This is a genomic window from Kitasatospora sp. NPDC001159, assembly GCF_053598235.1.
Map to the genome: position 1 here is coordinate 1 of NZ_JBSFJV010000116.1, position 22,227 is coordinate 22,227.

The window sequence follows — 22,227 nt, forward strand, 5'->3', positions numbered from 1 at the left end:
TTAGCCTGAGAGGGCCCGAGTAGGAGTTCCACCCCTGATGACCAGCACCAATCCGTCCGCAGCCGACCCATCCCCCCGGCCGAAGCGCCGCACGTGAGCAGGCGGCGGTGTGGCTGCAGATCCATCTCGGCGTGTCCGTTGACACGCTGGGGCCTCGCCGGCGCCGAAGCCGTGCTCACGCTCCGGGCCCTGCGCAGCAACGGCAACTTCGACGCCTACTGGACCTGGCAGAGAAGCGAGAGTTCGCCCGCAACCACCAGGGGCGCTACCGCGCCGCACTCATACTCGCAGCCTGACCGGCAGCACGCTTCACATCTGCAACCTCACAGATAGTCCTTCGTCAGCCGCACCTCGCCGATGCGCGGGAACACCGTGCCGACAGCCACCTCGTGTTCCTCCAGGGTCGGCGCGGACATGGCGTCGGCGACGAATTCGAGTTCGTACCCGAGGTCGCACGCGGCCCACGCCGTCGACGCGACGCCCATCGTCGTCACCAGCCCAGCCAGGACGATGGTGTTTACACCGGCCGCACGCAGCTTCTCATCGAGGCCGGTGTTGTGGAACGCACCGATCGTCCGCTTCACGACGACGACGTCGCCGTCCTGCTCCAGCCCTTCGGCCAGATCGCTGCCCGGCGGCTGCTCATCGACGCCTGGACGCTCGACGCGGACGAGCACTACGGGAGAACCCTCCGCGCGCAGCGCGGCGGCGAGGTCACGGCAGCGCACGAGCACGTCATCGCCGGAATGCGGCGCGAGTGGGTTGGCGATGATGCGCGGCATGAGGTCGATCAGGACGAGAGCTCGGGTCATGGCGTCAGCCTATAGACCGTTGGCAAGTCAGGCGCCGCCGGTTCTCGTCAATCTGACATTAGATAGGAAGTGCTACGACGAACCCTGCGAACCATTCCCAACGAGTCACCCTCTTTGAATCTGCACCCATGTGAATTATCGGCGGCCGACGGAGAGGGGGCCTGTCCCTGCAAGCTGCGGGCATCGCCCTGTGGGCCTGCGGCAACAACGAAGGAGCACTGACCTGGCCGGGTATCTGGTCAAACACGAGCGCAGCGTCCTGCTGGTGATCGACGCCGACAGCACTACCAACAGACTATTCAATGACCGGCTCACCCAAGCCGGCCTCGATCTCGACAAGCAGGTCGCCTATGTCGGCCAGGCAGAAGGCTTCGATGAGTTCGAGGAGCTCTTCGCAGATGACCAATGGGCCCATGCCGCGAACACTGAGCGGTGTGCATCGTGAAGTTGCAGGTCACGGGTCTGCTGTGCGCGGATGTCGGTGTGCTCGGGCTGGTCGTGGGCGTATGACTTCGGTGTAGATCCTCGGTCAGCGGGCGACTTCGCGGTTCGTCAGGACCAGCAGGGCCCGCACCAGCGCGGTCGCCCACTTCGGGTGGGTGCGGACCTTGCCGAGGACGCGCCAGTTCTTCAGGTGGGCGAAGCCGTGCTCGACCGGTACCCGGACCACGGCCAGCGCCTTGTCGGACAGCTTCTGGCCGCAGGTCAGGGGACGGTTCCGGGCGGCCTTGTAGCCGGTGATCACTGCCGGGTCGGCATCGGGGCCGCTGTCGTCGAGGCCGACGAAGCCAAGGTCGGCGGTGGGCAGGGTGTCGCGGGTCAGGCCTGCTGCCTCAGCCAGGGCCGCCGTCGTCCACCAGTGGGCTGGCAGCGCGTCGGCGAGGGCAGCCCCGTTTCAGGGCCACGAAGACGGAGGCGGATCACTGGAGACGTCTCCACTTGCCCCGGCGCCGGCGTCCCAACGCCCTGGTCAGCGGTGTGGGACGGCGCGTGGGCCGGCTGAGGGCAGCCCTGGCAGGGCCCGGGCTCGCGCAGACTGAGTAACCATCAGCTTTCGTGCGGAGTCCTCCACCGGGGCTCGGACGACAGCACCGTTACCCACCATCACCAGCGGAGAGTCACTCTTGAGCGGATCCCTTCCCGCCCGGCGCCGGATATCGCTGGGCCTGAGCCTGGCAGCTGTGCTGACCGGTGTCGGCGCGTTCACCGCGACCGCCACCGGCACCGCCTCGGCCACCCCAGCCCCGCCCGTCGGCAGCCCGGTCAGCATGACTTCGGCCGCCTGCCCGACCAACCTCCGGCAGGGCGAGGTCGACGGCTGCGTCACCCAGCTCCAGATGGAGCTGAACCTCTCCGGCGCCGTCCAGGTCGGCGTGGACGGCCAGTTCGGCCCGGCCACGTACAACGCCGTGGTCAGCTTCCAGGCCGCGCACGACCTCACCCCCGACGGCATCGTCGGCCCGGCCACCAAGGCCACGCTCGATCGGATCGCGGGCGGCGTCTCGGGCACCGTCGACCTGAACTCCTCCTGCGCGACCATGTCCCTGGGGTCGAGCGGCGCCTGCGTCTACACGCTGCAGTCCGCGCTCAACGGCTTCGGCGCGGGGATCGGCGTGGACGGCCAGTTCGGCCCGGGCACCGACACCGCCGTCCGCAACTTCCAGAGCAGCCACGGCCTGGTCTCCGACGGCATCGTCGGGCCGGCCACCAAGGCCGCCCTGTACGCAAGTCCGGCAGCAGCTCCGACCTCAACCTGCTCCGGGACTGCGGCCAGCTCCAGCAGGGCAGCCAGGGCGGCTGCGTGACCACCCTGCAGCAGCTGCTCAACGGCTTCGGCGCGGGGATCGGCGTGGACGGCCAGTTCGGCCCGGGCACCGACACCGCCGTCCGCAACTTCCAGTCCTCGCACGGCCTGGCCGCCGACGGCATCGTCGGCACCGACACCAAGAACGCCCTCTACGGCCTCGGCTCGGGCAGCGGCTCGGGCAGCGGCTCGTCGACCGGCCTCGACCTGCGCACCCAGTGCGGCACCCTGCAGAGCGGTGCGACCGGCAATTGCGTCTCCACCCTCCAGGCCATCCTGAACAACCTCGGCGCGGGGATCGGCGTGGACGGCCAGTTCGGCCCGGGCACCGACACCGCCGTCCGCAACTTCCAGCGCTCGCACGGCCTGGCCGCCGACGGCATCGTCGGCCCGGCGACCAAGAATGCCCTGTACGGCGGCGGCTCCGGCCCGACCTCCACGGGCACCCCGCCCTCCGGCGGGGCGATCGACTACAACAAGGTCCTGAACGCCGCGAAGTCCTTCCTGGGCTACCCGTACGTGTGGGGCGGCGGCCACTCGCTGCGCGGTGAGGGCCCCGGCCCCTCCCTCGGCACCTGCGACCTCTACACCGGCTCGATCCACCCCTGCCCGGCCAACACCACCGTCGGCCTGGACTGCTCCGGCCTGGTCCGCGCCGCCTACTGGTTCGGCGCCGGGATCGACCTCGGCTACGGCGGCAACACCAACGACCAGACCAACGACCGGCACACCGTGCCCATCTCGCAGTCCCAGCGCCAGCCCGGTGACGTCGAGTACTTCGGCGACGGTCCGCACTCCACCCACCACGTCATCATCTACGCCGGAACGGACCCGAACACCGGCGCCGACATGATGTACGAGGCGCAGGAGACCGGCACCAACGTCCACTACGTCCCGCTGCGCACCGGCGGCTACTGGTACCACGTCGTGGCCTGACCCCCTCGGCGTCACCGCGGTCGTGGCCGGTCTGGGTGCTCCCCGGGCCAGCCACGACCGTGCGCCCGTACGCGGACCGGTTCGGTGGCCGGGCTGGTGGTTACCGTCGGGCCCAGACCGGGCGGGCGGGCTCGTGCCAGGTGGTGCGGACGACCAGACCGTCCTGGGTGAGGTGTTCGCTGGATTGGGTCCTCCGGAAAGCCGCCGTTGAGTTACTCGCGGACCTGAGCGTTCACTGTGGGATGTGCGTCACCGCTGTCCGCGCCCAGGCCTGCGAGCAGGCGCAGTCCGTCCGCGGCGGGGCTGCCGGGGGCCGCGGACAGTACCAGCAGCTCGACGCCTGATTCGTTCGGCAGTGCGAAGTTCTCCTGGTGCAGTTCCAGCAACCCGACCAGGGGGTGCCGGTAGGCCTTGCGTCCATGTGTGCGGGCGCGCACGTCCGCGCGGGCCCAGAGGCGGCGGAAGCGCTCGCTGCCCATCGCCAGTTCGCCGATGAGTGAGGCCAGGCGGGGGTCCTCGGGGTATTTTCCGGCGGCCAAACGTAGGTGCCCGACCACGTCGAGGGTGCAGTTCTCCCAGTCCGCGTAAAGGCCGCGCTCGGCTTCCTCGAGGAAGATGTGCCGGGCGGTGTTCAGGCCCGGAATCGGGCGGCCGAGAAGGAGCCCGGCGAGGCGGTTCCCGGCGAGTACGTCCAGGCGGTGGTTCATGATCAGCGCAGGTGCGTCGGCGACCAGACCGAGGACGCGCAGCAGCTCCGGCCGGACCCGGCCACCCGGCGTCTTCGCGCCGCGGCGTTGCCGGGCGAGGCGGTAGAGGTGCCCGCGTTCGGTCTCATCGAGGGCGAGGACGCGGGCGAGCGCGTCGAGTACCTGCTCGGAGGGCTGGGTCGCGCGGCCCTGCTCCAGGCGTACGTAGTAGTCGACGCTGACGCCGGACAGGTGCGCGACCTCTCCAGTTCGGAGATGAGCGCTTACGGCTCCCGCCCCCGGACGCAAGCACTCTTGCTGGCGGGCCCTCCGGGCGCACACAGTGCTGCTCATTCTCGGGTTCTGGCTCAAGTTCTGCGGAGCTCCGCCGTGTGCGTGCGGAGCCACCTCGGAGCAGATCTCTGACCTGCTGATTTCCGTCTCCCGAGGTTCCGATGTACCCGGTCTCGGGCCGAGAGGCTGTCGCACGACTTCTCCTGGGCAGGAGTCAAGAGCGATTTGATGTTCGGTTCCAGTCGTCGGTGAGGTGCCGGAGTCTGGGACTGTGGGGGGCGGAACTTCCTGGTGCGCGACCGCGAGCGTGATCTCGAGATGCCGAGGTGAGCTGCCCCGAGTTTCGTGGAGTCCGCGGTCGTGTGATCAAGCGGTCTGCGGGGCTTGCTCCAGCTGCGCCCAGATCTCGACCAGGCCGGCTGACCGCGGCGCCCTGGCCGACCGGCCCGGCTCACGAGGTGTGGATCAGCCCCTCGTCGGGCGGGCAGCAGGCGGCATGGGCCTTGTGGGCAGCCGCGCACACCGGGCACAGCAGCCGTCTCACGGGCGGCACGCTCGTGACCGTGCGGTACACGGGTTTCGTGCAGGCCAAGTACTGCTGTCCCACCTCCGCGTGCTCAGGGCATACGGCGGCCCCGCACTGGGAGCAGACGCCCACGGCGGCCATCTGCCTGCCCGCGCTGTGGCAATCCAGGCAGTACACGGGTCAGTCCTCCTTTCGCCCCGGCTGCGCTGTGGCGTCGCCGGGGGCGGTGTCACCGGCGTCGGGCCAGGTCAGCTTGCGGCGCAGCCACAGGGCGACGTAGACGAGGCCGAGCAGGACCGGGACTTCGATGAGCGGGCCGACGACGCCCGCCAGCGCCTGGCCGGAGGTGGCGCCGAACACGCCGATGGCGACCGCGATGGCCAGTTCGAAGTCGTTGCTGGAGGCCGAGAACGACAGCGCCGCGCTGCGCGGGTAGCTCAGGTGCAGCCGTCGGGAGACCGCGAAGCCGCCGGTCCACATCACCGCGAAGTAGGCCAGCAGCGGCAGCGCGATGCGGACCACGTCGATCGGCTGGCTGGTGATCGTCTTTCCTTGGAGGGCGAAGAGGATGACGACGGTGAACAGCAGCCCGTACAGGGCGATCGGTGCGATGCGGGGCAGCAGTTTCGTCTCGTACCACTGCTGTCCGCGGGCGCGTTCGCCCAGGGTGCGGGTGAGGAACCCGGCCAGAAGCGGGATGCCGAGGAACACGCCGACCACGGCGGCGATCTCCCCGATCGAGACGTCCAGGTTCTGCGTGGACAGGCCCAGCCAGCCCGGGAGCACCTTGAGGTAGAACACCCCCAGCAGCGCGTAGAGCAGGACCTGGAACAGGGCGTTCAGGGCGACGAGCACGGCGGCCATCTCGCGGTCGCCGCAGGCCAGGTCGGTCCAGATCAGCACCATCGCGATGCAGCGGGCCAGCCCGACCAGGATCACCCCGGTGCGGTAGGCGGACAGGTCGGGCAGCAACAGCCAAGCCAGCGCGAACATCACCGCCGGTCCCACGATCCAGTTCAGGCTCATCGAAGCGGCCATCATGCGCCGGTCGGCGGTGATCCGGCCCACCTCGCGGTAACGGACCTTGGCCAGCACCGGGTACATCATCAGCAGCAGCCCCAGCGCGATCGGCAGGCTGGTGCCGTGGATCGCGACCCGGCCCAGCGCCGTGCCCAGACCGGGAACCAGGCGCCCCAGGACCAGCCCGGCGGCCATCGCCACAGCGATCCACACTGGCAGGAACCGATCCACGACCGACAGCTGCCCCACCACATGCCGCTGCTGCTCCCGTGAGGGCGCAGTGTCCCGATCAACGCTCATCGGTTTCCACCACCGTCCTCGAACCGCCGGAGCAAGGATTCGCGCCGCGCCGATGGCGGATCGGCGTCGCCGTCCGTGGCGCATACTTCCAGCCTGCCGCTGCGCTGCGGCCGAGGCGAGGGTTGGACGGGCCGTGCCGGACTGGTCACCACCCCGCTGATGCGCCTCCGAGACCCCCGCCGCAGTCGCACGTCCACCGCGACCAGCTCACCCTGGCCCCCAAGGCCAGCTGAGGCCCGCGTGGACCCAGGTGGCGCGCCGCCTGAGCACGGCGGCGAAGCAGGCGCTGCCCGCCCGCGGCGCGGCCCCGATCGGGGGTGCGCCGCGCGGCGTCCAGAGGCGCGGCATCAGTCGATGGCAGGGCTGCGGCGCTCGATCAGCAGCACGTTGCGCCAGACACCGTGGTGGCGGGCCACGCGCTCGCGGGTGCCGATCACCCGGAACCCCGCGCGGGCGTGCAGGGCGAGGCTGGCGGTGTTCTCCGGGAAGACACCGGACTGGATGGTCCAGATCCCGGCCTTCTCGGTCGAGGCGATCAGCTCCCGCAGCAGGGCGCCGGCGACACCGAGGCCTCGGGCGTCGGGGTGGACGTAGACGGAGTGCTCGACCACGCCCGCGTAGGCGGGCCGGGCGGAGACCTGGCTGACCGCGGTCCAGCCCAGCACCCGGCCCGCCGGGCCGAGCGCGACGAATCTGTGGTCCGGCAGTCGGGCGGCGTCGAAGGCGTCCCAGCCGGGGGTGGTGGTCTCGAAGGTCGCGTTGCCCTCCTCGATGCCCGCCCGGTAGATCGCGAGAACCTGCTCGACGTGCCCGGGCCCCATGGGTGCGAGGGTGACGGCGGCGTGCGGCAACAGGGGCTCCTCGGGGTTGGGTCAGCGGTTGAGGTCGAGCAGGGCGGCCATGGCAGCCACCGCGGACGGCGAGACCTGGTAGTACACCCACGTGCCGCGGCGCTCGCTGGTCAGCAGCCCGGCCTCGCGCAGCTTCTTCAGGTGGTGGGAGACGGTCGGCTGGGACACCCCGACGTCCTGGATGTCGCACACGCACGCCTCACCCCCGGGGTGTGAGGCGATCTTCGAGAACAGCCGCAGCCTCACCGGGTCGGACAGCGCTTTGAACATCGCGGCCATCCGCACCGCGTCCTCCACGCCCAGCTCGGCTGAGGTGATCGGCGGGCAGCACGGCGCGGTGTCCTGTTCCAGGACCGGCAACTCCAGATTCGACATATGTCTATATTGACATCTGTCGAATCGGGATGGCAAGGTCGAGGTCGCCAACACATCGACGCCTATCGAATCAGCCGGGGCGGCCGAGCCGCACCCGCTCCACCTCGAAGGGGAACCACCGCCATGTCCGAAGGCTCCGACCTGCCCGTCCTCGTCATCGGCGCCGGCCCGATCGGCCTGGCCGCCGCCGCCCACCTCACCGAGCGCGGCCTCGACGCCCTGGTGCTCGAAGCGGGCCCGGCCGCCGCCAGCGCGGTACGCGAGTGGGGCCACGTGCGGCTGTTCTCCACCTGGGCCGAACTCGTCGACCCCGCCGCCGAAAAGATCCTCGCCCCCACCGGCTGGACCCGCCCCGAGCCCACCGCCTACCCGACCGGCGCCGACTGGGCCCAGCTGTACCTGCAGCCCCTCGCCGATGCCCTCGGTGACAAGATCCACTACAACACCCGGGTGACCGGCGTCGCCCGCGCCGGCCGCGACCGCGTCGTCGACTCCGGCCGCGAAAACCAGCCCTTCACCGTCCACGCCACCCACGCCGACGGCCGCGAAGAGCGCATCACCGTCACCGCCGTGATCGACGCCTCCGGCACCTGGTCCACCCCCAGCCCCCTCGGCGCCGACGGCCTGCCCGCATTCGGCGAGAAGACCCACACCGCCCGCATCTCCTACCGCATCCCCGACCTGAAGAATCCGGCCGTCCGCGCCCGCTACGCCGGCAAGCGCACCGCCGTCGTCGGCTCCGGCGCCTCCGCCTTCACCGCCCTCGCCACGCTCGCAGACCTCGCCCGGACCGAACCCGGCACTCACGCCGTGTGGATCCTGCGCCGCGGCATCACCGGCTCCACCTTCGGCGGCGGCAGCGCCGACCAGCTCCCCGCCCGTGGCGCGCTCGGCCTCGCCGCCAAGGCCGCCGTCGAGAACGGCCACGCCACCGCCCTCACCGGCTTCCGCACCACCGCCGTCGAGCAGACCGGCGACAAGCTCGCCCTCGTCTCCGAGGACGGCCACCGCGCCGAGGACCTGGACGAGATCGTCGTCCTGACCGGCCTGCGCCCCGACCTGTCCTTCCTGTCCGAGCTGCGGCTCGGCCTGGACGAACGTCTCCAGGCCCCGACCGCGCTCGCCCCGCTGATCGACCCCAACCAGCACTCCTGCGGCACCGTCTACCCCCACGGCGCCAGCGAGCTCTCCCACCCCGAGCAGGGCGTCCACCTGGTCGGCATGAAGTCCTACGGGCGCGCCCCGACCTTCCTCGCCATGACCGGCTACGAGCAGGTCCGCTCCGTCGCCGCCCATCTCGCCGGCGACCACGGGGCCGCCGCCCGTGTCGAGCTGAGCCTGCCCGAGACCGGCGTCTGCGGCGGCGCCGGCCTCTTCGACCAGTCCGACGCCCAGCAGGACACGGGCGGCGGCTGCTGTGCAGCCCCTGCCGTCGAACCTGTCGCGGTCGCTATCGGCATCGGTGCCCCAGCCCAGGCGGCTCCGGCTGGCAGCTGCTGCTGAATCCGAGCAGTGAGCCAGCTGACCGGACGGTGCACTGGTGGCGCCGGGCCTACCCCGGCCACACCCGCGCCGGGTACCCGCCGGTCGGCCTGGTCGTCACCGACGCCGGATCCATCACGCTGGCCAACCGCCAGGAGGCGGTGGCCGGCCTGTCCGCGGACTGCTGGGTCGGTAGCTGGTGGGCGATCACGCGACACGACAACGACGGGGACGGCTGGCGCGAGTACCACGACGCGGTGCCCGTCGTCGCGACCACCCTGGAACTCCTGGCCGAGCACGGCCGCTCGGGCCCATCTGGTGGCGCTATGGCCGCCCGGGTCGGCATCTGGCCAGGCGGGACGGACAGGCCATCGCGGGCAGGACGCAGAAGCCGGTCGTCCAACCGGCGGAGGACGCGCTGCCGGACGAGGCCGTCAAGCGACTGACGGACCGCGCCGACGCCTCCGGGCAGCCCTGCTCGCCAAGGGCGAGCCGCTGACGGCACCCGGGCCACCCGGGGCGTACAGGCCCCGCGAGTTGACCGGTATCCGGGCGCGGCGCGTCCATCACGGGCCGGCGCCGCGGTTCGGCCGGTCAGGCCCGCAGTTCGGGGAACTGGTCGTCGCGCCACTCCCGGCCGAGGGCCGCGCCCGCGTCCGCCGCCTCCCGCTCGCGCGCCCGGAGTTCGACGCGGCGGATCTTGCCGGAGATGGTCTTGGGCAGGTCGAAGAACTCGACCCGGCGCACCCGCAGGTACGGCGCCAGGTTCTCGCGCGCGTACCGCAGGACGACCAGTGCGGTCTCCCGGCTGGGCTCCCAGCCCGGCGCGAGCGCGACGTACGCCTTCGGAACGGCCAGGCGCAGCGGGTCCGGGGCGGGCACCACGGCGGCTTCGGCAACGGCCGGGTGCTCGATCAGCACGCTCTCCAGCTCGAACGGCGAGATCTTGTAGTCCGAGGCCTTGAAGACGTCGTCGCTGCGGCCTATGTAGGTGATCCGGCCCTCGGCGTCCCGCACGGCCACGTCACCGGTGCGGTAGTAGCCGCCGGCCGTCACCTCCGCGTTGCGCTCCGGGTCCCCGAGGTAGCCGGTCATCAGATTGAGCGGGTGCGCGGCGAGGTCAAGGCAGATCTCGCCCTCGTCCGCGGGCATTCCGCGGACCGGATCGACCAGCACCACGGGGACTCCCGGCAGCGGGCGGCCCATCGACCCGGGCCTGACCGGGGATCCCGGCGTGTTGCCGACGAGCAGGGTGGTCTCGGTCTGCCCGAAACCGTCCCTGATGGTCAGCCCCCAGGACCGTTCGATCCGGGCGATGACCTCCGGATTCAGCGGCTCCCCCGCTGCGACGAGCTCGCGCAGCGAGCCCGCTCCGGCCGACAGATCCGTCTGGATCAGCATCCGCCACACGGTCGGCGGGGCGCAGAAGGTGGTGACCTCGGCCCGGTGCAGCTGCTCGACCAGGCGAGCGGCGTCGAAGCGCGTGTAGTTGAAGACGAAGATCGTGGCCTCGGCGATCCACGGCGCGAAGAAGCAGCTCCAGGCGTGCTTGGCCCAGCCGGGAGAGCTGATGTTCAGATGGACGTCGCCGGGGCGCAGACCGATCCAGTGCATCGTCGTCAGGTGCCCGACGGGGTACGACACCTGGGAGTGCTCGACCATCTTCGGCCGGCTGGTGGTACCGGAGGTGAAGTAGACCAAGAGCGGGTCCTCGGTCGAGGTCCGCGCCTCGAACGGCGCCGGCGCGTCGATGCGGTACGCCTCGTCGTAGCAGGCCCAGCCCGCCACCGGATCACCGACCGCGATGCGCGAGTACGGGCCGGAAACCTCCTCGAACTTGGCGGTGTCCGCGGCGTTGGCGACGACGTGGCGGGCACCGGCCCGCCCGATCCGGTCCACCAGGTCGGCGGCGCCCAGGGCGGTGGTCGTCGGCATGATGACCGCGCCCAGCTTCATCACGGCGAGCATCGACTCCCACAGTTCGACCTGGTTGCCGAGCATCAGCAGCACCCGATCGCCCTGCCGCACGCCGTGGGCAGCGAGGTGGTGGGCCACCTGGTCGGAGCGTCGGGCGAGATCGTCGAAGCTGTACCGCGCCTCACGACCGTCCTCCTCGACGATCCACAACGCGGTCGCGTCATTGCCGCGGGCGACGACGTCGAACCAGTCAACGGCCCAGTTGAACCTCCCCTCGATCGCGGGCCAGTGGAACTCCTCCAGCGCACTCTCCTGGCCGCCGGCCATCCGGAGCAGCGCGTCCCGCGCGGCACGGTAGGACTCGGTGGCGGATTTCGTCGTCACGGCAATCGGCTCCTGTTATCGGGGATCAAGGGGTCCACGGTTGACGGGGGTTCACACGCACATCCGTGCCCGACGCCGTCCCGCCGAGCAGGACGGACGGGGAAACGAGCGTGAACAAGCAGATCCATCCTGCTCACGGCGCGCACGGTGTCGGGCCTTCCGGTGGTGATGGCTGTCGGCACGGGGGTCGGGAGGAGTTACGCACCGCTGCGCCCCGTCGTTCGACCAACGAACCGATGCTGTCCTGTGATTCACGTCACCGGCCGCCGACGCACAAGGGCGTACCCGGAACGCCGCCCACGGCGGATGACCCCGAACTGCCATGCGCTCCGATCGCCACACCGGACACGGTCCGCGGCTTCCCCGTCGGCATCTCGGGGGCCGATCGCGCGTGTCCCAACCGGCCTTGTCCGAAGTCGAGTTCACTTCCCTCCAGTGACACGGTGGCGTCGCGGACACCGGCGGCCTGGGCGACCATCCTGATCCCGCCATGGCCGGTCGACCGGGCCTCTGCTCCCATCGACAGACGCCGCTGCCGCTCGCGATACGGAAAGACCGCCTCGAAGTTGGCGGACAGTGGCATTTTTCTGTTGCTTTCGAACGGCGTTTCCATCTAGCGGCCCGCCGAACCCTAGCGGGCGGACAGCGCTTGCCTGGCACCGGTGTTGAGCGGAACCGAGCCGGTCAGGGCCGCGCTCTCGACACCGATCTCCGTGGCCGCCGGGTTCACGTGCTCCAGTTCGGAACGCCGGTCGATGATCAGGCCGACGATCTTTCCGGCCAGGACCGGGTCGAAGCCCTTCTTGACCACCAGCACGTTGGGCACCACGACGGTCGGCACGTCGGCCGCCTGCTTGTAGACCGAGACCGGTATGAGGCCCGGCTGGTAGACCTGGCCGTACTGCTGCAGCGCACCCAGTTGGGGGCTGACGTCCAGGAACCGGACCTTCTCCTTGAGACCGGTGGTGAGGTCGGTGATGCCTCCCGTCGGCAGCCCGCCCGACCAGAAGAGAGCGTCCACGGTGCCGTCCTTCATCGCGTCGACCGTCTCCGGCAGGCCGAGCCGTTGCGCCTGGACGTCCTTGTCGTAGTGGAGCCCGGCCGCCTCCAGGATCCGATGGGCGATCACCTCCGTACCGGAGCCGGGCGAACCGGTGGAGATCCGCTTCCCCTTCATGTCGGCGACCGAGGTGATGCCGGAGTCCGCCCGGACGATCACCTGGGTGTAGTTCGGGTAGAGCCGCGCCAGTGCTTCCACGGGCTGCGGCTGGCTGAAGGAGCCCGCGCCGGCGACGGCGTCACTGGCGGTGTCCAGCAGCGAGAAGGCGATGTCGTAGCTGCCGGAGACCACGCCCTGGATGTTCTGGACGGAAGCGCCGGTCGCCGTCGCGGTCGCCCGGTAGCCGGGGATGTGGTCCGAGATCTGCTGCGCCAGGCCGCCGCCCAGCTGGTAGTAGACACCGGTGGTGTTGCCGGTCGCGATCGTAAGCCTGCCACCCGCACCTCCGGAGTGGGTGGCGGAGCCGTCGGTCTGCTTTCCGCCGCAGCCCGCCGTGGTGAAGACCACGGCGAGAGCCACCGCGGCCAGGCGCCCGGTGCGGCCACGGACACGCGTCAGGCGACGGGCCTCGGTGAGGATGTGCTTCATCGAGGGGTGTTTCCTTTCATCCGGAACAGCGAGGATTTCAGCCTCCGGTGGCCGCGTTGGCGGCGGCCGCCGGAGGCCAGCCGCGGTGGGAAGCTGGCGCCGTTCCAGGAAGCCGTCGAAGTCGATGAGCGGGTAGAGACACACCGCGAGCGCGACAGAGGCCAGCAGCCAGTCGAGCGGGCCGGGGTCATCCGGACGTCGGGAGCGGTCCGTCGGATCGGGCCTGGTCCCACCGGCGGTGCGCCGTCGCCATCTCGCAGGGACCCGCAGTGTGGGTATCCCCAGGGTGCCGCGGTGGGTGAGGAAGGTGAGCGGCAGCGTCGCCGCGAGGAAGACGGTGAGGTAGTACTGGGTGCCCTTGGCCGACGGGAAGAACACCGCGAGCAACACGAACGCCGACAGGCCAGCGCAGGCGAACGACACCGCGGCCATGACGCGCGGGGAGAGCAGGCGCATCGGCCGCTCCTGGTCGTATGCGGCCGCGAGCTCCTCGACGGTCGTCTGCCCCGGGAGGGGCGCTGCGCCGCCCGGCTGCTCGGCGCTCGGCACTCTCCTGAGTGGGCCTTCGGTCTGGCAACTGAGGGTTCCCTTTTCTTTCGCGCATTCCGGCTGGAGGGCCGACGCTCGGCACCGCTGTGAGGGCCAAAGATCATCAGGTGGAAATGGGGCGCCGCAAGCGGTGAAACCCTCAGAACCGTGAATTGTCGGTGGGGAGGCGTAATGTTCTCGGTGGCCCGCACAGTTCATCTCGGCACACCGCGCCACCGTGCCTGATCAACGCTTCCCGCTGGACGGAGGAAGCACATCGATATGCCGGTGGCGGAGCAGCAGAACACCGAAAGAATCCGGTCAGCGTCCCGAAAGAACAGGGTTCCCAACATATGGGTATTGGCTGGTTCGGAGGTTCCCAACCCGCCGTCCGATTCGACGACGCACATCGGGTTGATCTGTCGAGTGCGGGGATTGCAGATGCCTCTCACACCCGTTCACGCGCCGCCGACGCGGTCTCGCGCCAGGCCGCAGCGGAGGCGCCGAGCCAACGGGCCAGTTGGCGGTGGAACGCCTCCCACCTCGCTGCCGGACGGCGCCCGAGCCGCTGCCAGCGGTCTGCCAGCGGTCTGCCAGCGACATGCGCAACCGTCGGACGTGCCGGGCGGGTACGCCGCGACCGAGGAGCGCGCACGACTGCCCGGCCCGTTGACGAAAGGGCACTCGCGTGATTCGTACCGTCCCTCCCACCGGCCCCGCGGCAGGCCCGCGCCGGCCCAAGGCGTCCCGCACCGCAGCCCGACGCTTGGCGGCGTCGTGGAGGCTTGGCGCGGGCGTCGCCGCGGCCGCGCTGCTGGCCGCCGCATGTCCGGCGACCGCCGTGGCCGCGCCGGACGCCGCCCCGGTGCCGCGACTCAGGTGGGCGAAGTGCGCGGACGGCTTCGAGTGCGCGACCGCCCGCGTCCCGCTCGACCACCACGACCCGCGCGGCGCCAGTCTCGACCTCTCCGTCATCCGGCACCCGGCGGACGACCAGGCGCACCGGATCGGCTCGCTGTTCTACAACCCCGGTGGCCCAGCCGTGCCCGGCACCGTGGCCCTGCGCATGATGCTCGGCCAGTTCCCCGAGGAGGTGCGCAAGCGCTTCGACATCGTCAGCTTCGACCCGCGCGGCACCGGCGGCAGCGCTCCCGTCCAGTGCTTCGACAAGCCGGCGGACGAGCAGGCCCTGCTGGCCGGCACCGCAGCCGGCTATCCCGAGGGCGCGGACCAGCAGAAGGCCTGGGCCGACGCCTACCAGCGCCTCGCCCGGCAGTGCGCGGCCCGCAACCCCGCCCTGCTGCCGCACATCTCCACCGCGAACGTGGCCCGGGACATGGACCTGCTCCGCCGGGCGGTCGGCGACCGGCGGCTCACCTACCTGGGCACCTCGTACGGCACCTACCTAGGCGCCACCTACGCCAACCTGTTCCCCGGCCGGGTCCGTGCCATGGTCCTCGACAGCGCACCGGACCCGCTGGCCTGGTCGACCGGCCACGGGGGACAGGCCGCCACCATGGGCACCCTGCTGCGCAACGGCAGCGACGTGGCCGCCGACCGCATCCTCGACGCCTTCCTCGACCAGTGCGGCCAGGTCGGTTCCCGGGCCTGCGCCTTCTCCACCGGGACGGCCGCCGCCACCCGGGCCAGGTACGGCGAACTGCTCCAGCGGCTGCGCACCCGGCCGGTCGCGGTCAACGGCATGACCTTCACCGCCGGCTCGGCCCTGGAGGCGACGATCCCCTCGCTCTACGCCGCGAACCCCGTCCCGGGCCTTCCCGACACCGGCTGGAGCCGGCTCGGCACGACGCTCCAGGCACTCTGGGCCGCCACCGAGGCGCCTGCCACGCCGACCGCACCGCTGCCGCCCGTCCTCCACCAGTCGCCGGACCAGGCGCTCGCGGTGGCGTGCTCGGACAGCGCCAACCCGCCGGCCCGGGCCGACTACCCCGCCCTGGCCGCGTTCGCCCGAGCCCGCTCCGGCGAGGCCGGCCCGTACTTCGCCTGGGCCGACGAGCGCTGCGCCGACTGGCCCGCCCGGGACCGCGACCGGTACGACGGCCCCTGGAACCGTCCGACCGCCCGACCGATCCTGGTCGTCGCCAACACCGGTGACCCGGCCATGCCCTACGAAGGGTCCCGCGCGATGGCCCGCTCGCTCGCCCGTGCGGAGCTGCTGACCGTCGACGGCTACGGCCACACCGTGCTGGCCAACCCCAGCGCCTGTGCCGCCCGGCACGAGACCCGCTACCTGGTCAACGGCGTCCTCCCCGCCCCCGGCACGGTCTGCGCACCCACCCGCCCGCCGTTCAGCGGCTGATCGCGCATCCGCCCTGCCGCACCACCCACCCCGGGTGGCGCGGCAGGAACACACCCGGCCGACGTACTCCGGAGGGCCGTCAGCCCGCCTCCAGGGCCAGCGACTCAGGTCGCGACAACGCCCGGCCGCGCTCCCAGGCAACCCGGAAACCGACCTCCCCGAGGGCCTCGGCGCAGCCGTCCAGGACGGCCCGCAGCTCCGGATCGCCCGCGTCGTGGGCCCCGCGCAGGCTGTACGCCGCGCCCAGCGCCGCCGCACCGCGCGCCGCCTCGCCGAGCGCGAGGCAGTGCTCGGCGAACCCCTCCAGTACGTCCGCCCGCACCGGCTGGTCGCCGCTGTCCGCGGCCAGCTCCAGGGCACGGCGGTGCAGCGGGCCGGCCGCGTCCGGCGCGCCGCGCCGCTGCTGGGTCCGGGCCAGGCTGGTGTGCAACAGGGCGAGCAGGTGCAGCCGCGCCGGGGCGCTGGGGCCGGTCGCGGGCAGCCGCTCCAGCCGCCGCAGCGTCTCCTGCTGGCCGTGCAGCGCCGCCTCCAAGTCCCCGTCGCGCCGCGCGAGTTCACCGAGCGCGTAGCGGGCGGCGGCCTGCAGGTGCGGGTCCCGGGCACGTTCGGCCGCGGCCAGCGCACGCTCCAGGTCGGCCCGGGCCGCGGCCGGTTCGCCGCAGCGCGCCCGCAGTCGGCCCGACAGCAGCAGTGACAGCGGCGCCTCGCCGGAACCGCCCATCTCGGCGTCCCGTTCACCGGCCTCCGTCAGCGCCGCGAGCGCCTCGTCGGCCGCGCCGGTGACGGACAGCAGCGCGGCCAGCGTGACCAGCGCCATGGCCAGCCCCCAACGGTCGTCCAGGACGTGGAAACCGTCCACCGCGGTCCGCAGGCAGTGCTCGGCGTGCTCGATCCGGCCCGCGCCCAACTCGATCCGGCCGAGCACCAGATGGGCAGCGGCCCGCATCCACCGGTCGGGATGCTCGCCGAACCGCTCCGCCGTCGCACCCACCGCGTCCGGCGGGCCCGCCATGGCGAGCAGCAGCGCGGCGGCCAGGGCGACCGGGTGATCGGCCTGCTGCGCCGTGACCAGCGCCGCGCCCATCGCCTCCGGCGGAATCACGGCGCCACCGGTCTCCCGGAGCGGGGCGGTGAGCTGTGCCAGGATCACGCACAGGGCGTGTGCCTGCTCCGCACCGGGCGGCGGCGTGTAGCCGTGGGCCGCGAGGACGGTCGACGTCCACTCACCGGCCTCACGACCCTGACCACGCATCAGCCAGGGCCAGGCCCGGGCGGCCGCCAGCCGCAGCGCGTGCTCCGGTGGGCCGACGGCGAGCGCCCTGCGCAGCGCCGCGTCCAGGTTGCCCTGTTCCACGTCGAGCCGGGCCAGCCACCCGATCTGGCCGCCCGTACGTAGCCGGGGTTCGGCGTTCTCGGCGAGCTCGACGAAACAGCGCAGGTGGGCGGCGCCGGTTCGGCCGTCCTCGCCGGCCTCGACGAGCCGTTCGGCCGCGTACGCGCGGACCGTCTCCAGCAGCCGGTACCGCACCGTCCCGGTCTCCCGGCCGCCGGCCGTGACCAGGGACTTGTCGACCAGGGACGCCAGCAGGTCCTCCACGACCGTCGGATCGGGCACCGGCCCGCCCGGCCAGTCCCCGGCGCAGACCAGGTGTGCGTCGGGGAGGGTCGCCCCGCCGGAGAACACGGAGAGCCGTCGCAGCAGGACGCGCTCGTCCTCGTCGAGCAGTTCCCAGCTCCAGTCGACCACGGCGCGCAGCGTGCGGTGCCGGTCGGGAGCGGTGCGTGAGCCGCGGTCCAGCAGCCGGAGCCGGTCGTGCAGCCGCGCCGCGACCTGCCCGGGGCTCAGGACGCGCAGCCGGGCCGCCGCCAGTTCGAGGGCCAGTGGCAAGCCGTCCAGCTCCCGGCAGATCCGGACGACCGGCTCGACGGTGTCGTGGTCCAGGGTGAATCCGGGGCAGGCTGCGGCAGCCCGCTCCGCGAAGAGTGCGACGGCCGGGTGCGCGAGTGCCTCCCGGGCGGTGCCGCCGGGTTCGGGCACGGCGAGCGGCGCCACCGGCCAGAGCGCCTCGCCGGTGACACCGAGCGGTTCGCGACTGGTGGCCAGCACAGTGAGCCGGGGCGCCGAAGCCAGCAGGCGATGGGCCAACCGGGCCGCATCCTCGATCAGGTGCTCGCAGTTGTCCAGGACGAGCAGGACCTCACGACCCTCCAGGGCCCGGACGATCCGGTCGACGGGATCCCCGGCCTGATCGCCGGCGGGCAGGCCACCGGCCAGCACCCCGGCGTCCGCCGGGCGGCAGACGGCAGCCAGGACGACCTGGGTCACCCCGTGCGGCCCGTCGACGCCCGCGAGTTCGGCGAGCCGTACGTCTGTTGCGGGCGGTGCGGCCGTCGCGGCCGCAACCGCCAACCGGGTCTTGCCGACACCGCCCGGCCCGGTCAGCGTCACCAGGCGGGACCGGTGCAGGCGCTCCCGAACCGCCGCCAGCGCCTCGTCGCGGCCGACCAGACCGGTGAGCCAGGTGGGCAGTGCCGCACGCCTGACCAGGTTCCCGGTGGAAGCCGGGGCCGGCCTCGGCGTAGGCGACTGCGCGCCGGACAGCACACGCAGGTGGACGTCCCGCAGCTCGGCGGACGGGTCGGCCCCCAGTTCCTCGGCCAGGGCCCGCCGGGTACGCTCGAAAACCTCCAGCGCCGCCGCCTGTTGCCCGTCCGCATGGAGCGCGCGCATCAGCCTGACGGCGGCCCGCTCGCGCAGCGGGTGCGCGACGCAGAGCCCGGTGAGCTCGGCGACCAGCCGCGGCAGCGTGTCGGGCCCGCCGAGCGCGAGGAGAGCGTCAGCCCGCTCCTCGACCGCCGACAGTCGCAGCTCCGCCAGCCGGGCCGCCGACGCCGCGGTGAACCCAACGCCTTCGGCGTCCGCGAACGGCGTTCCCCGCCAGAGTTCCAGGGCGCCGCCCAACAGAGCGACCGCCTCGGCGAACCCGCCCGCCGCCAGCGCCGCCCGCCCCGCCGCCACCCGCTGCTCGAAGTCCCAGGCGTCCACGCTCCCCCGGGGCAGGTCGAGCAGGTACCCGGCAGGGTGCGAGCCGATCACGGTCCGGTCGACGCCCAGCGCCCGGCGCAGCCTGGAAACCAGGGACTGCAGGGCGCCGGCCGGCTCCTCCGGCGGGGTGTCTCCCCAGAGGTCGTCCACCAGACGCTCACGGGTGACCACGCGCCCAGGGTCGAGAGCCAGCCGGACCAGCAGCAGCCGAAGCCGCGCCCCGCCGACCTCGATGGCCGCCCCGCCCTCACCCCGCACGACCTGAAGCGGCCCCAGAACGTTGATCCGCACCCCGCCCGCCCCTCGCCCAGCACCAGCATCCAAGATCATTATCTCGATGTCACACCAGGCCCGAACGGCAGGGCACGATCCGACGCGAGGTCTCATGGCCGGCACTGCGGGGCGGCGTGTAGAACGTCCCATGGAGGTGGCGAACGCGTCACTGCAGGAGCCCGTTGCAGCCCGAGACCAGACGCGCATCCGGGCCGCCCACCGGGCAGCGTGCTGGTCGGCATTGAGCAGGCGGCGGACGTCCAGCCGTCAACCCGGTGCGCTGTTCATCGCGGCATCAGGACCGTGGCATCGCAATGTCCCCCAGCCCAACAGGCACCCGCAGGTCGACCACCCGCGACCAGGTCCTGTGCCTCATGAGACACCCGGACTGTAGAGAAGAGCCCGTGCCAACCCCGGCCCTGTCTGCGGCGTAGTTGTCCGCCCGGACGGCGATCGTTCCGACACGCCGCTCCACAGCCCCCGAACCAGTGCAATCAGACGGCCCGAGGTTTCAGCTGGCGCGCCACACTGAAACCCGGAAGAACTCCAGCCGGCGGACGGCCACCCGCAGGCCATCCCAGGCGACACAGAACCTTCAGTGGAAAACGACACAGGCCTTCAGCGCCAGCGACGCACACAGCTCGATGTTGCCGAGGCTGGGGCCGCTCAGGGGGCGAGGACCGACGCGGCGGTGGTGCGCCAGCCTTCTGCGGTCCGTGCGACCAGGTAGAGGACCCGGGTGCGCTGGAACTCGCTGCCCGCCCGGGTGTACCGGGCCCAGGTCACCTCGATGAGCGCCGACCGGTCGTTGAGCGCGCGAACCACCTGGTCGCGCGCCTGGCTGCTGCCGTAGTCGGCTTCGCGCAGTGCCAGGATTTCCTGGCCGAGTGCCGCGGTCAGGTGCTCCGTCGTGGTGACGGTCAGGTGGGCGGTGGGGGTGGTCATCGTGAGGGGGACCGCGAAGTACTCGAGCAGCGGGGTCGCATCGGTCGCGCCGGAACCCGCGAGCTCGATGAAGGTCATCGCATACCGCTCGAACCACTGCTTCACGTTCTCTTCGACGGGCGACAGGTCTGTGCGGGACAAGGTGAACATCTCCTGGGTGTGGTGGGATACGGGCCGGCTGGGTCGGCGTGGTGAACGCGCTGGGCCCGGTAGCGGTTTCTTCGCGCTGATGCTCTAGGCGATCCACGCGCTGGTCAGCGTCTGGACGGCCGAGCCGTCGCCGTCCGTGAGCTTCACGGCGGTGAACGCGCGCGCGGCATCCGAGGTCTGCACCCGGAAGGCGGGCTGCTGGGCCTCCAGCAGTTCGACGATGGTCGCGGCCGCGCCCTGCGGCGTCTGCGCGGCGGCGAAGGCGTCGCGGGCCCGGGCCAGGTAGGCGGTCAGCGCGGGCGCGTACGGGCCGGCCTGCTCCAGCGCGGTGTCGCGTCCGCCCACGTTGCTGACGAACTCACTGGCCACCGCGCCCGGCTCGACCACACTGACGGACACACCGGTGGTGGCCGCGACCGGGGCGAGGGACTCCATGAAGCCCTCGACGGCGAACTTGGCCGCGCAGTACGCCTCGTTGAACGGCTGGCCGATCACTCCGCCGACGCTGGTCACGGTCACCACGCGGCCCTTGCTCGCCCGCAGCAGGGGCAGAGCCGCCTTGGTGACGTTGAGGACGCCGAAGAAGTTGACCTCCATGACGGCGCGCACGTCCTCGACGCTCTCCTGCTCCAGGGTGCCGAGGTGGCCCGCGCCGGCGTTGTTGACCAGCGCGTCCAGACAGTCGAGGCCAGCCAGGCACGCCTCGACCGAGGCCGGGTCGGTCACATCCAGCGCGCGGACCTCGACGGCCACCCCGGCCTCCTGCGCCGCCGCGAGCAGCGCGCCCGCCTTGGCGGTGTCGCGCATGGTGGCGACGACGCGCCAGCCGCTGCACGCGGCGGCGACGGCGGCGGCCAGGCCGATGCCAGAGGAGGTGCCGGTGATCAGGACGGTCTTGGTGCTCATGGTCAAAGCCCCTTTACTTATGTCTCATAACTACTGCGCTTCATAACTATGGAGAACGATATTTCACTTTGTCAAGCACATCGGTAGACTCGACCTCATGCCCAAGTCATCGGATGAGCTGACCGAGGAGGTCATCGGCCTCTTCGCGGCCGTCAACCGCCGCTACGCACAGGAGTCCGAGGCCGCCGCCACCGCCCACGAGCTGACCCCGCTCCAGGCCAAGGCACTGCTCGCCGCCGAGGAAGCGGTCCCGATGCGCCGCATCGCCGACCGCCTGCACGCAGAGCCCTCCAACGTCACCCCGATCATCGACCGCCTGGTCTCCCGCGACCTGGTCGAGCGCACTTCCGCCCCGGACGACCGGCGCGTCAAGCTCGTCGCCGCCACCACGGCCGGCCGCACCGTCATCGCCGACCTCCGCGCCCGCATGCCCTTCGCCGCCGCCCCGCTGGACCGGCTCACCACGGAGCAACGCGAGTCCCTGCGCGAGCTGCTGCAACTGATGCTGGAGGCATGACGGCGGCCGCGCCGGACTCCCGCCCGGCATCTACGACCCCAGCGGACCGGGCCCGGATCCTGTCCGCTCCACCGCACACGGCAACCGCTGCGCCGTCCCGCTGAGACAGATGGTCTGGCCGTTCCTGCGATCTGCGGCGCGGCCAGACCGCGCGCCGCCCGCAGTGCCCTGTGCAGCGGGGCCGTGCCGAGCGCGTCAGCGCCCGATGGCTGTGTCGGTGAGACTCAGCCCCTTCGCCGTGAGGCGCCGAGCGCGACCGGGTCGGGGTCGGGGCCGCTGGCTTGCAGGAAACCGGCCGGACCGTCACCTGGTGGCCGCGCGAAACGGCCCGGTCCATGACGGCGGTGAGCATGTGCGCGGACCACGCCCGCGCACAGTCGGCGAGGTCGTTCCACGGGCTGCCGTCCCTGACGGCGCGCTGGGGCGGTACACGGTGCGTTTCCGCAGGGCGCTCGCCGGAATCTTGATGCGGCGCAGGAGTTCGCCGGGTGCGAGGGTGTTGCGGTT

At 71.8% G+C, this 22,227-nt stretch carries 19 protein-coding genes and 1 pseudogene; 7 read left to right on the top strand and 13 right to left on the bottom strand.

From position 1 onward, the window contains the following. Nucleotides 1-323: 323 nt before the first annotated feature. Nucleotides 324-812, bottom strand: coding sequence for an isochorismatase family protein (locus ACWC9T_RS35605; RefSeq protein ID WP_449825193.1), 489 nt, complete (start codon nucleotides 810-812; stop codon nucleotides 324-326). A 265-nt stretch (nucleotides 813-1,077) separates the two neighbouring features. On the opposite strand from ACWC9T_RS35605, the gene ACWC9T_RS35610 reads away from it, so the two are divergent. Then, entirely contained in the window at nucleotides 1,078-1,257 is a 180-nt protein-coding gene (locus ACWC9T_RS35610; protein ID WP_449825194.1) for a hypothetical protein, read from the top strand. Between the two features lie 84 nt (nucleotides 1,258-1,341). Here the strand turns inward: ACWC9T_RS35610 and ACWC9T_RS35615 are convergent, their stop codons facing one another. Next, complete coding sequence (locus ACWC9T_RS35615) at nucleotides 1,342-1,683, bottom strand: transposase family protein (RefSeq protein ID WP_449825210.1); 342 nt, start codon at nucleotides 1,681-1,683, stop codon at nucleotides 1,342-1,344. Between the two features lie 253 nt (nucleotides 1,684-1,936). On the opposite strand from ACWC9T_RS35615, the gene ACWC9T_RS35620 reads away from it, so the two are divergent. Further along, complete coding sequence (locus ACWC9T_RS35620) at nucleotides 1,937-2,617, top strand: peptidoglycan-binding domain-containing protein (protein ID WP_449825195.1); 681 nt, start codon at nucleotides 1,937-1,939, stop codon at nucleotides 2,615-2,617. After that, nucleotides 2,614-3,552 (top strand): C40 family peptidase, encoded by a 939-nt coding sequence (locus ACWC9T_RS35625; protein WP_449825196.1) that lies wholly within the window; start codon nucleotides 2,614-2,616, stop codon nucleotides 3,550-3,552. The genes ACWC9T_RS35620 and ACWC9T_RS35625 overlap by 4 nt, the downstream gene beginning before the upstream one ends. A gap of 212 nt (nucleotides 3,553-3,764) precedes the next feature. Here ACWC9T_RS35625 and ACWC9T_RS35630 read toward each other — a convergent pair whose 3' ends face one another. From ACWC9T_RS35630 to ACWC9T_RS35650, 5 genes are all read right to left on the bottom strand, one after another. Next, a complete protein-coding gene (locus tag ACWC9T_RS35630) occupies nucleotides 3,765-4,592 on the bottom strand; it encodes a helix-turn-helix transcriptional regulator (protein ID WP_449825197.1) in 828 nt (275 codons plus the stop codon). A gap of 391 nt (nucleotides 4,593-4,983) precedes the next feature. After that, entirely contained in the window at nucleotides 4,984-5,235 is a 252-nt protein-coding gene (locus tag ACWC9T_RS35635; RefSeq protein ID WP_449825198.1) for a DUF2180 family protein, read from the bottom strand. Nucleotides 5,236-5,238: 3 nt separating this feature from the next. Continuing rightward, complete coding sequence (arsB, locus tag ACWC9T_RS35640; RefSeq protein ID WP_449825199.1) at nucleotides 5,239-6,378, bottom strand: ACR3 family arsenite efflux transporter; 1,140 nt, start codon at nucleotides 6,376-6,378, stop codon at nucleotides 5,239-5,241. Between the two features lie 347 nt (nucleotides 6,379-6,725). After that, the gene (locus ACWC9T_RS35645; protein WP_449825211.1) at nucleotides 6,726-7,199 is read right to left on the bottom strand and encodes an N-acetyltransferase family protein; all 474 of its coding nucleotides are present in this window, start codon (nucleotides 7,197-7,199) and stop codon (nucleotides 6,726-6,728) included. A gap of 51 nt (nucleotides 7,200-7,250) precedes the next feature. Then, nucleotides 7,251-7,604 carry an ArsR/SmtB family transcription factor gene (locus tag ACWC9T_RS35650; protein WP_449825200.1) on the bottom strand — a complete coding sequence of 118 codons (354 nt, stop codon included), beginning with the start codon at nucleotides 7,602-7,604 and terminating at the stop codon, nucleotides 7,251-7,253. 123 nt (nucleotides 7,605-7,727) lie between these two features. Between ACWC9T_RS35650 and ACWC9T_RS35655 the strand changes: the two genes are divergently transcribed. Both ACWC9T_RS35655 and ACWC9T_RS35660 read left to right on the top strand, forming a co-directional pair. After that, complete coding sequence (locus ACWC9T_RS35655) at nucleotides 7,728-9,107, top strand: FAD-dependent oxidoreductase (protein WP_449825201.1); 1,380 nt, start codon at nucleotides 7,728-7,730, stop codon at nucleotides 9,105-9,107. Nucleotides 9,108-9,136: 29 nt separating this feature from the next. Further along, a complete protein-coding gene (locus ACWC9T_RS35660) occupies nucleotides 9,137-9,532 on the top strand; it encodes a hypothetical protein (RefSeq protein ID WP_449825202.1) in 396 nt (131 codons plus the stop codon). 148 nt (nucleotides 9,533-9,680) lie between these two features. Here the strand turns inward: ACWC9T_RS35660 and ACWC9T_RS35665 are convergent, their stop codons facing one another. The 3 genes and pseudogenes from ACWC9T_RS35665 to ACWC9T_RS35675 all read right to left on the bottom strand — a co-directional run bounded on the left by ACWC9T_RS35665 (nucleotide 9,681) and on the right by ACWC9T_RS35675 (nucleotide 13,584). After that, entirely contained in the window at nucleotides 9,681-11,387 is a 1,707-nt protein-coding gene (locus ACWC9T_RS35665) for an AMP-binding protein (protein ID WP_449825203.1), read from the bottom strand. A gap of 385 nt (nucleotides 11,388-11,772) precedes the next feature. Then, nucleotides 11,773-11,970 (bottom strand): annotated as a pseudogene (locus ACWC9T_RS35670) (ISAzo13 family transposase); the annotation flags it as partial. A gap of 48 nt (nucleotides 11,971-12,018) precedes the next feature. Then, the gene (locus ACWC9T_RS35675) at nucleotides 12,019-13,584 is read right to left on the bottom strand and encodes a TAXI family TRAP transporter solute-binding subunit (RefSeq protein ID WP_449825204.1); all 1,566 of its coding nucleotides are present in this window, start codon (nucleotides 13,582-13,584) and stop codon (nucleotides 12,019-12,021) included. 745 nt (nucleotides 13,585-14,329) lie between these two features. Between ACWC9T_RS35675 and ACWC9T_RS35680 the strand changes: the two genes are divergently transcribed. Continuing rightward, a complete protein-coding gene (locus tag ACWC9T_RS35680) occupies nucleotides 14,330-15,883 on the top strand; it encodes an alpha/beta hydrolase (protein WP_449825205.1) in 1,554 nt (517 codons plus the stop codon). A 79-nt stretch (nucleotides 15,884-15,962) separates the two neighbouring features. Here the strand turns inward: ACWC9T_RS35680 and ACWC9T_RS35685 are convergent, their stop codons facing one another. The 3 genes from ACWC9T_RS35685 to ACWC9T_RS35695 form a co-directional block, all read right to left on the bottom strand. Next, a complete protein-coding gene (locus ACWC9T_RS35685; RefSeq protein ID WP_449825206.1) occupies nucleotides 15,963-19,220 on the bottom strand; it encodes a BTAD domain-containing putative transcriptional regulator in 3,258 nt (1,085 codons plus the stop codon). A 648-nt stretch (nucleotides 19,221-19,868) separates the two neighbouring features. After that, entirely contained in the window at nucleotides 19,869-20,288 is a 420-nt protein-coding gene (locus ACWC9T_RS35690; protein ID WP_449825207.1) for a DUF6841 family protein, read from the bottom strand. 93 nt (nucleotides 20,289-20,381) lie between these two features. Continuing rightward, nucleotides 20,382-21,203: an SDR family NAD(P)-dependent oxidoreductase gene (locus ACWC9T_RS35695; RefSeq protein ID WP_449825208.1), complete on the bottom strand. Its 822-nt coding sequence runs from the start codon at nucleotides 21,201-21,203 to the stop codon at nucleotides 20,382-20,384. A gap of 97 nt (nucleotides 21,204-21,300) precedes the next feature. Here ACWC9T_RS35695 and ACWC9T_RS35700 point away from each other — a divergent pair, with 97 nt between their 5' ends. After that, nucleotides 21,301-21,720, top strand: a complete 420-nt coding sequence (locus tag ACWC9T_RS35700) for a MarR family winged helix-turn-helix transcriptional regulator (protein ID WP_449825209.1) — start codon at nucleotides 21,301-21,303, stop codon at nucleotides 21,718-21,720. Nucleotides 21,721-22,227 lie beyond the last annotated feature (507 nt).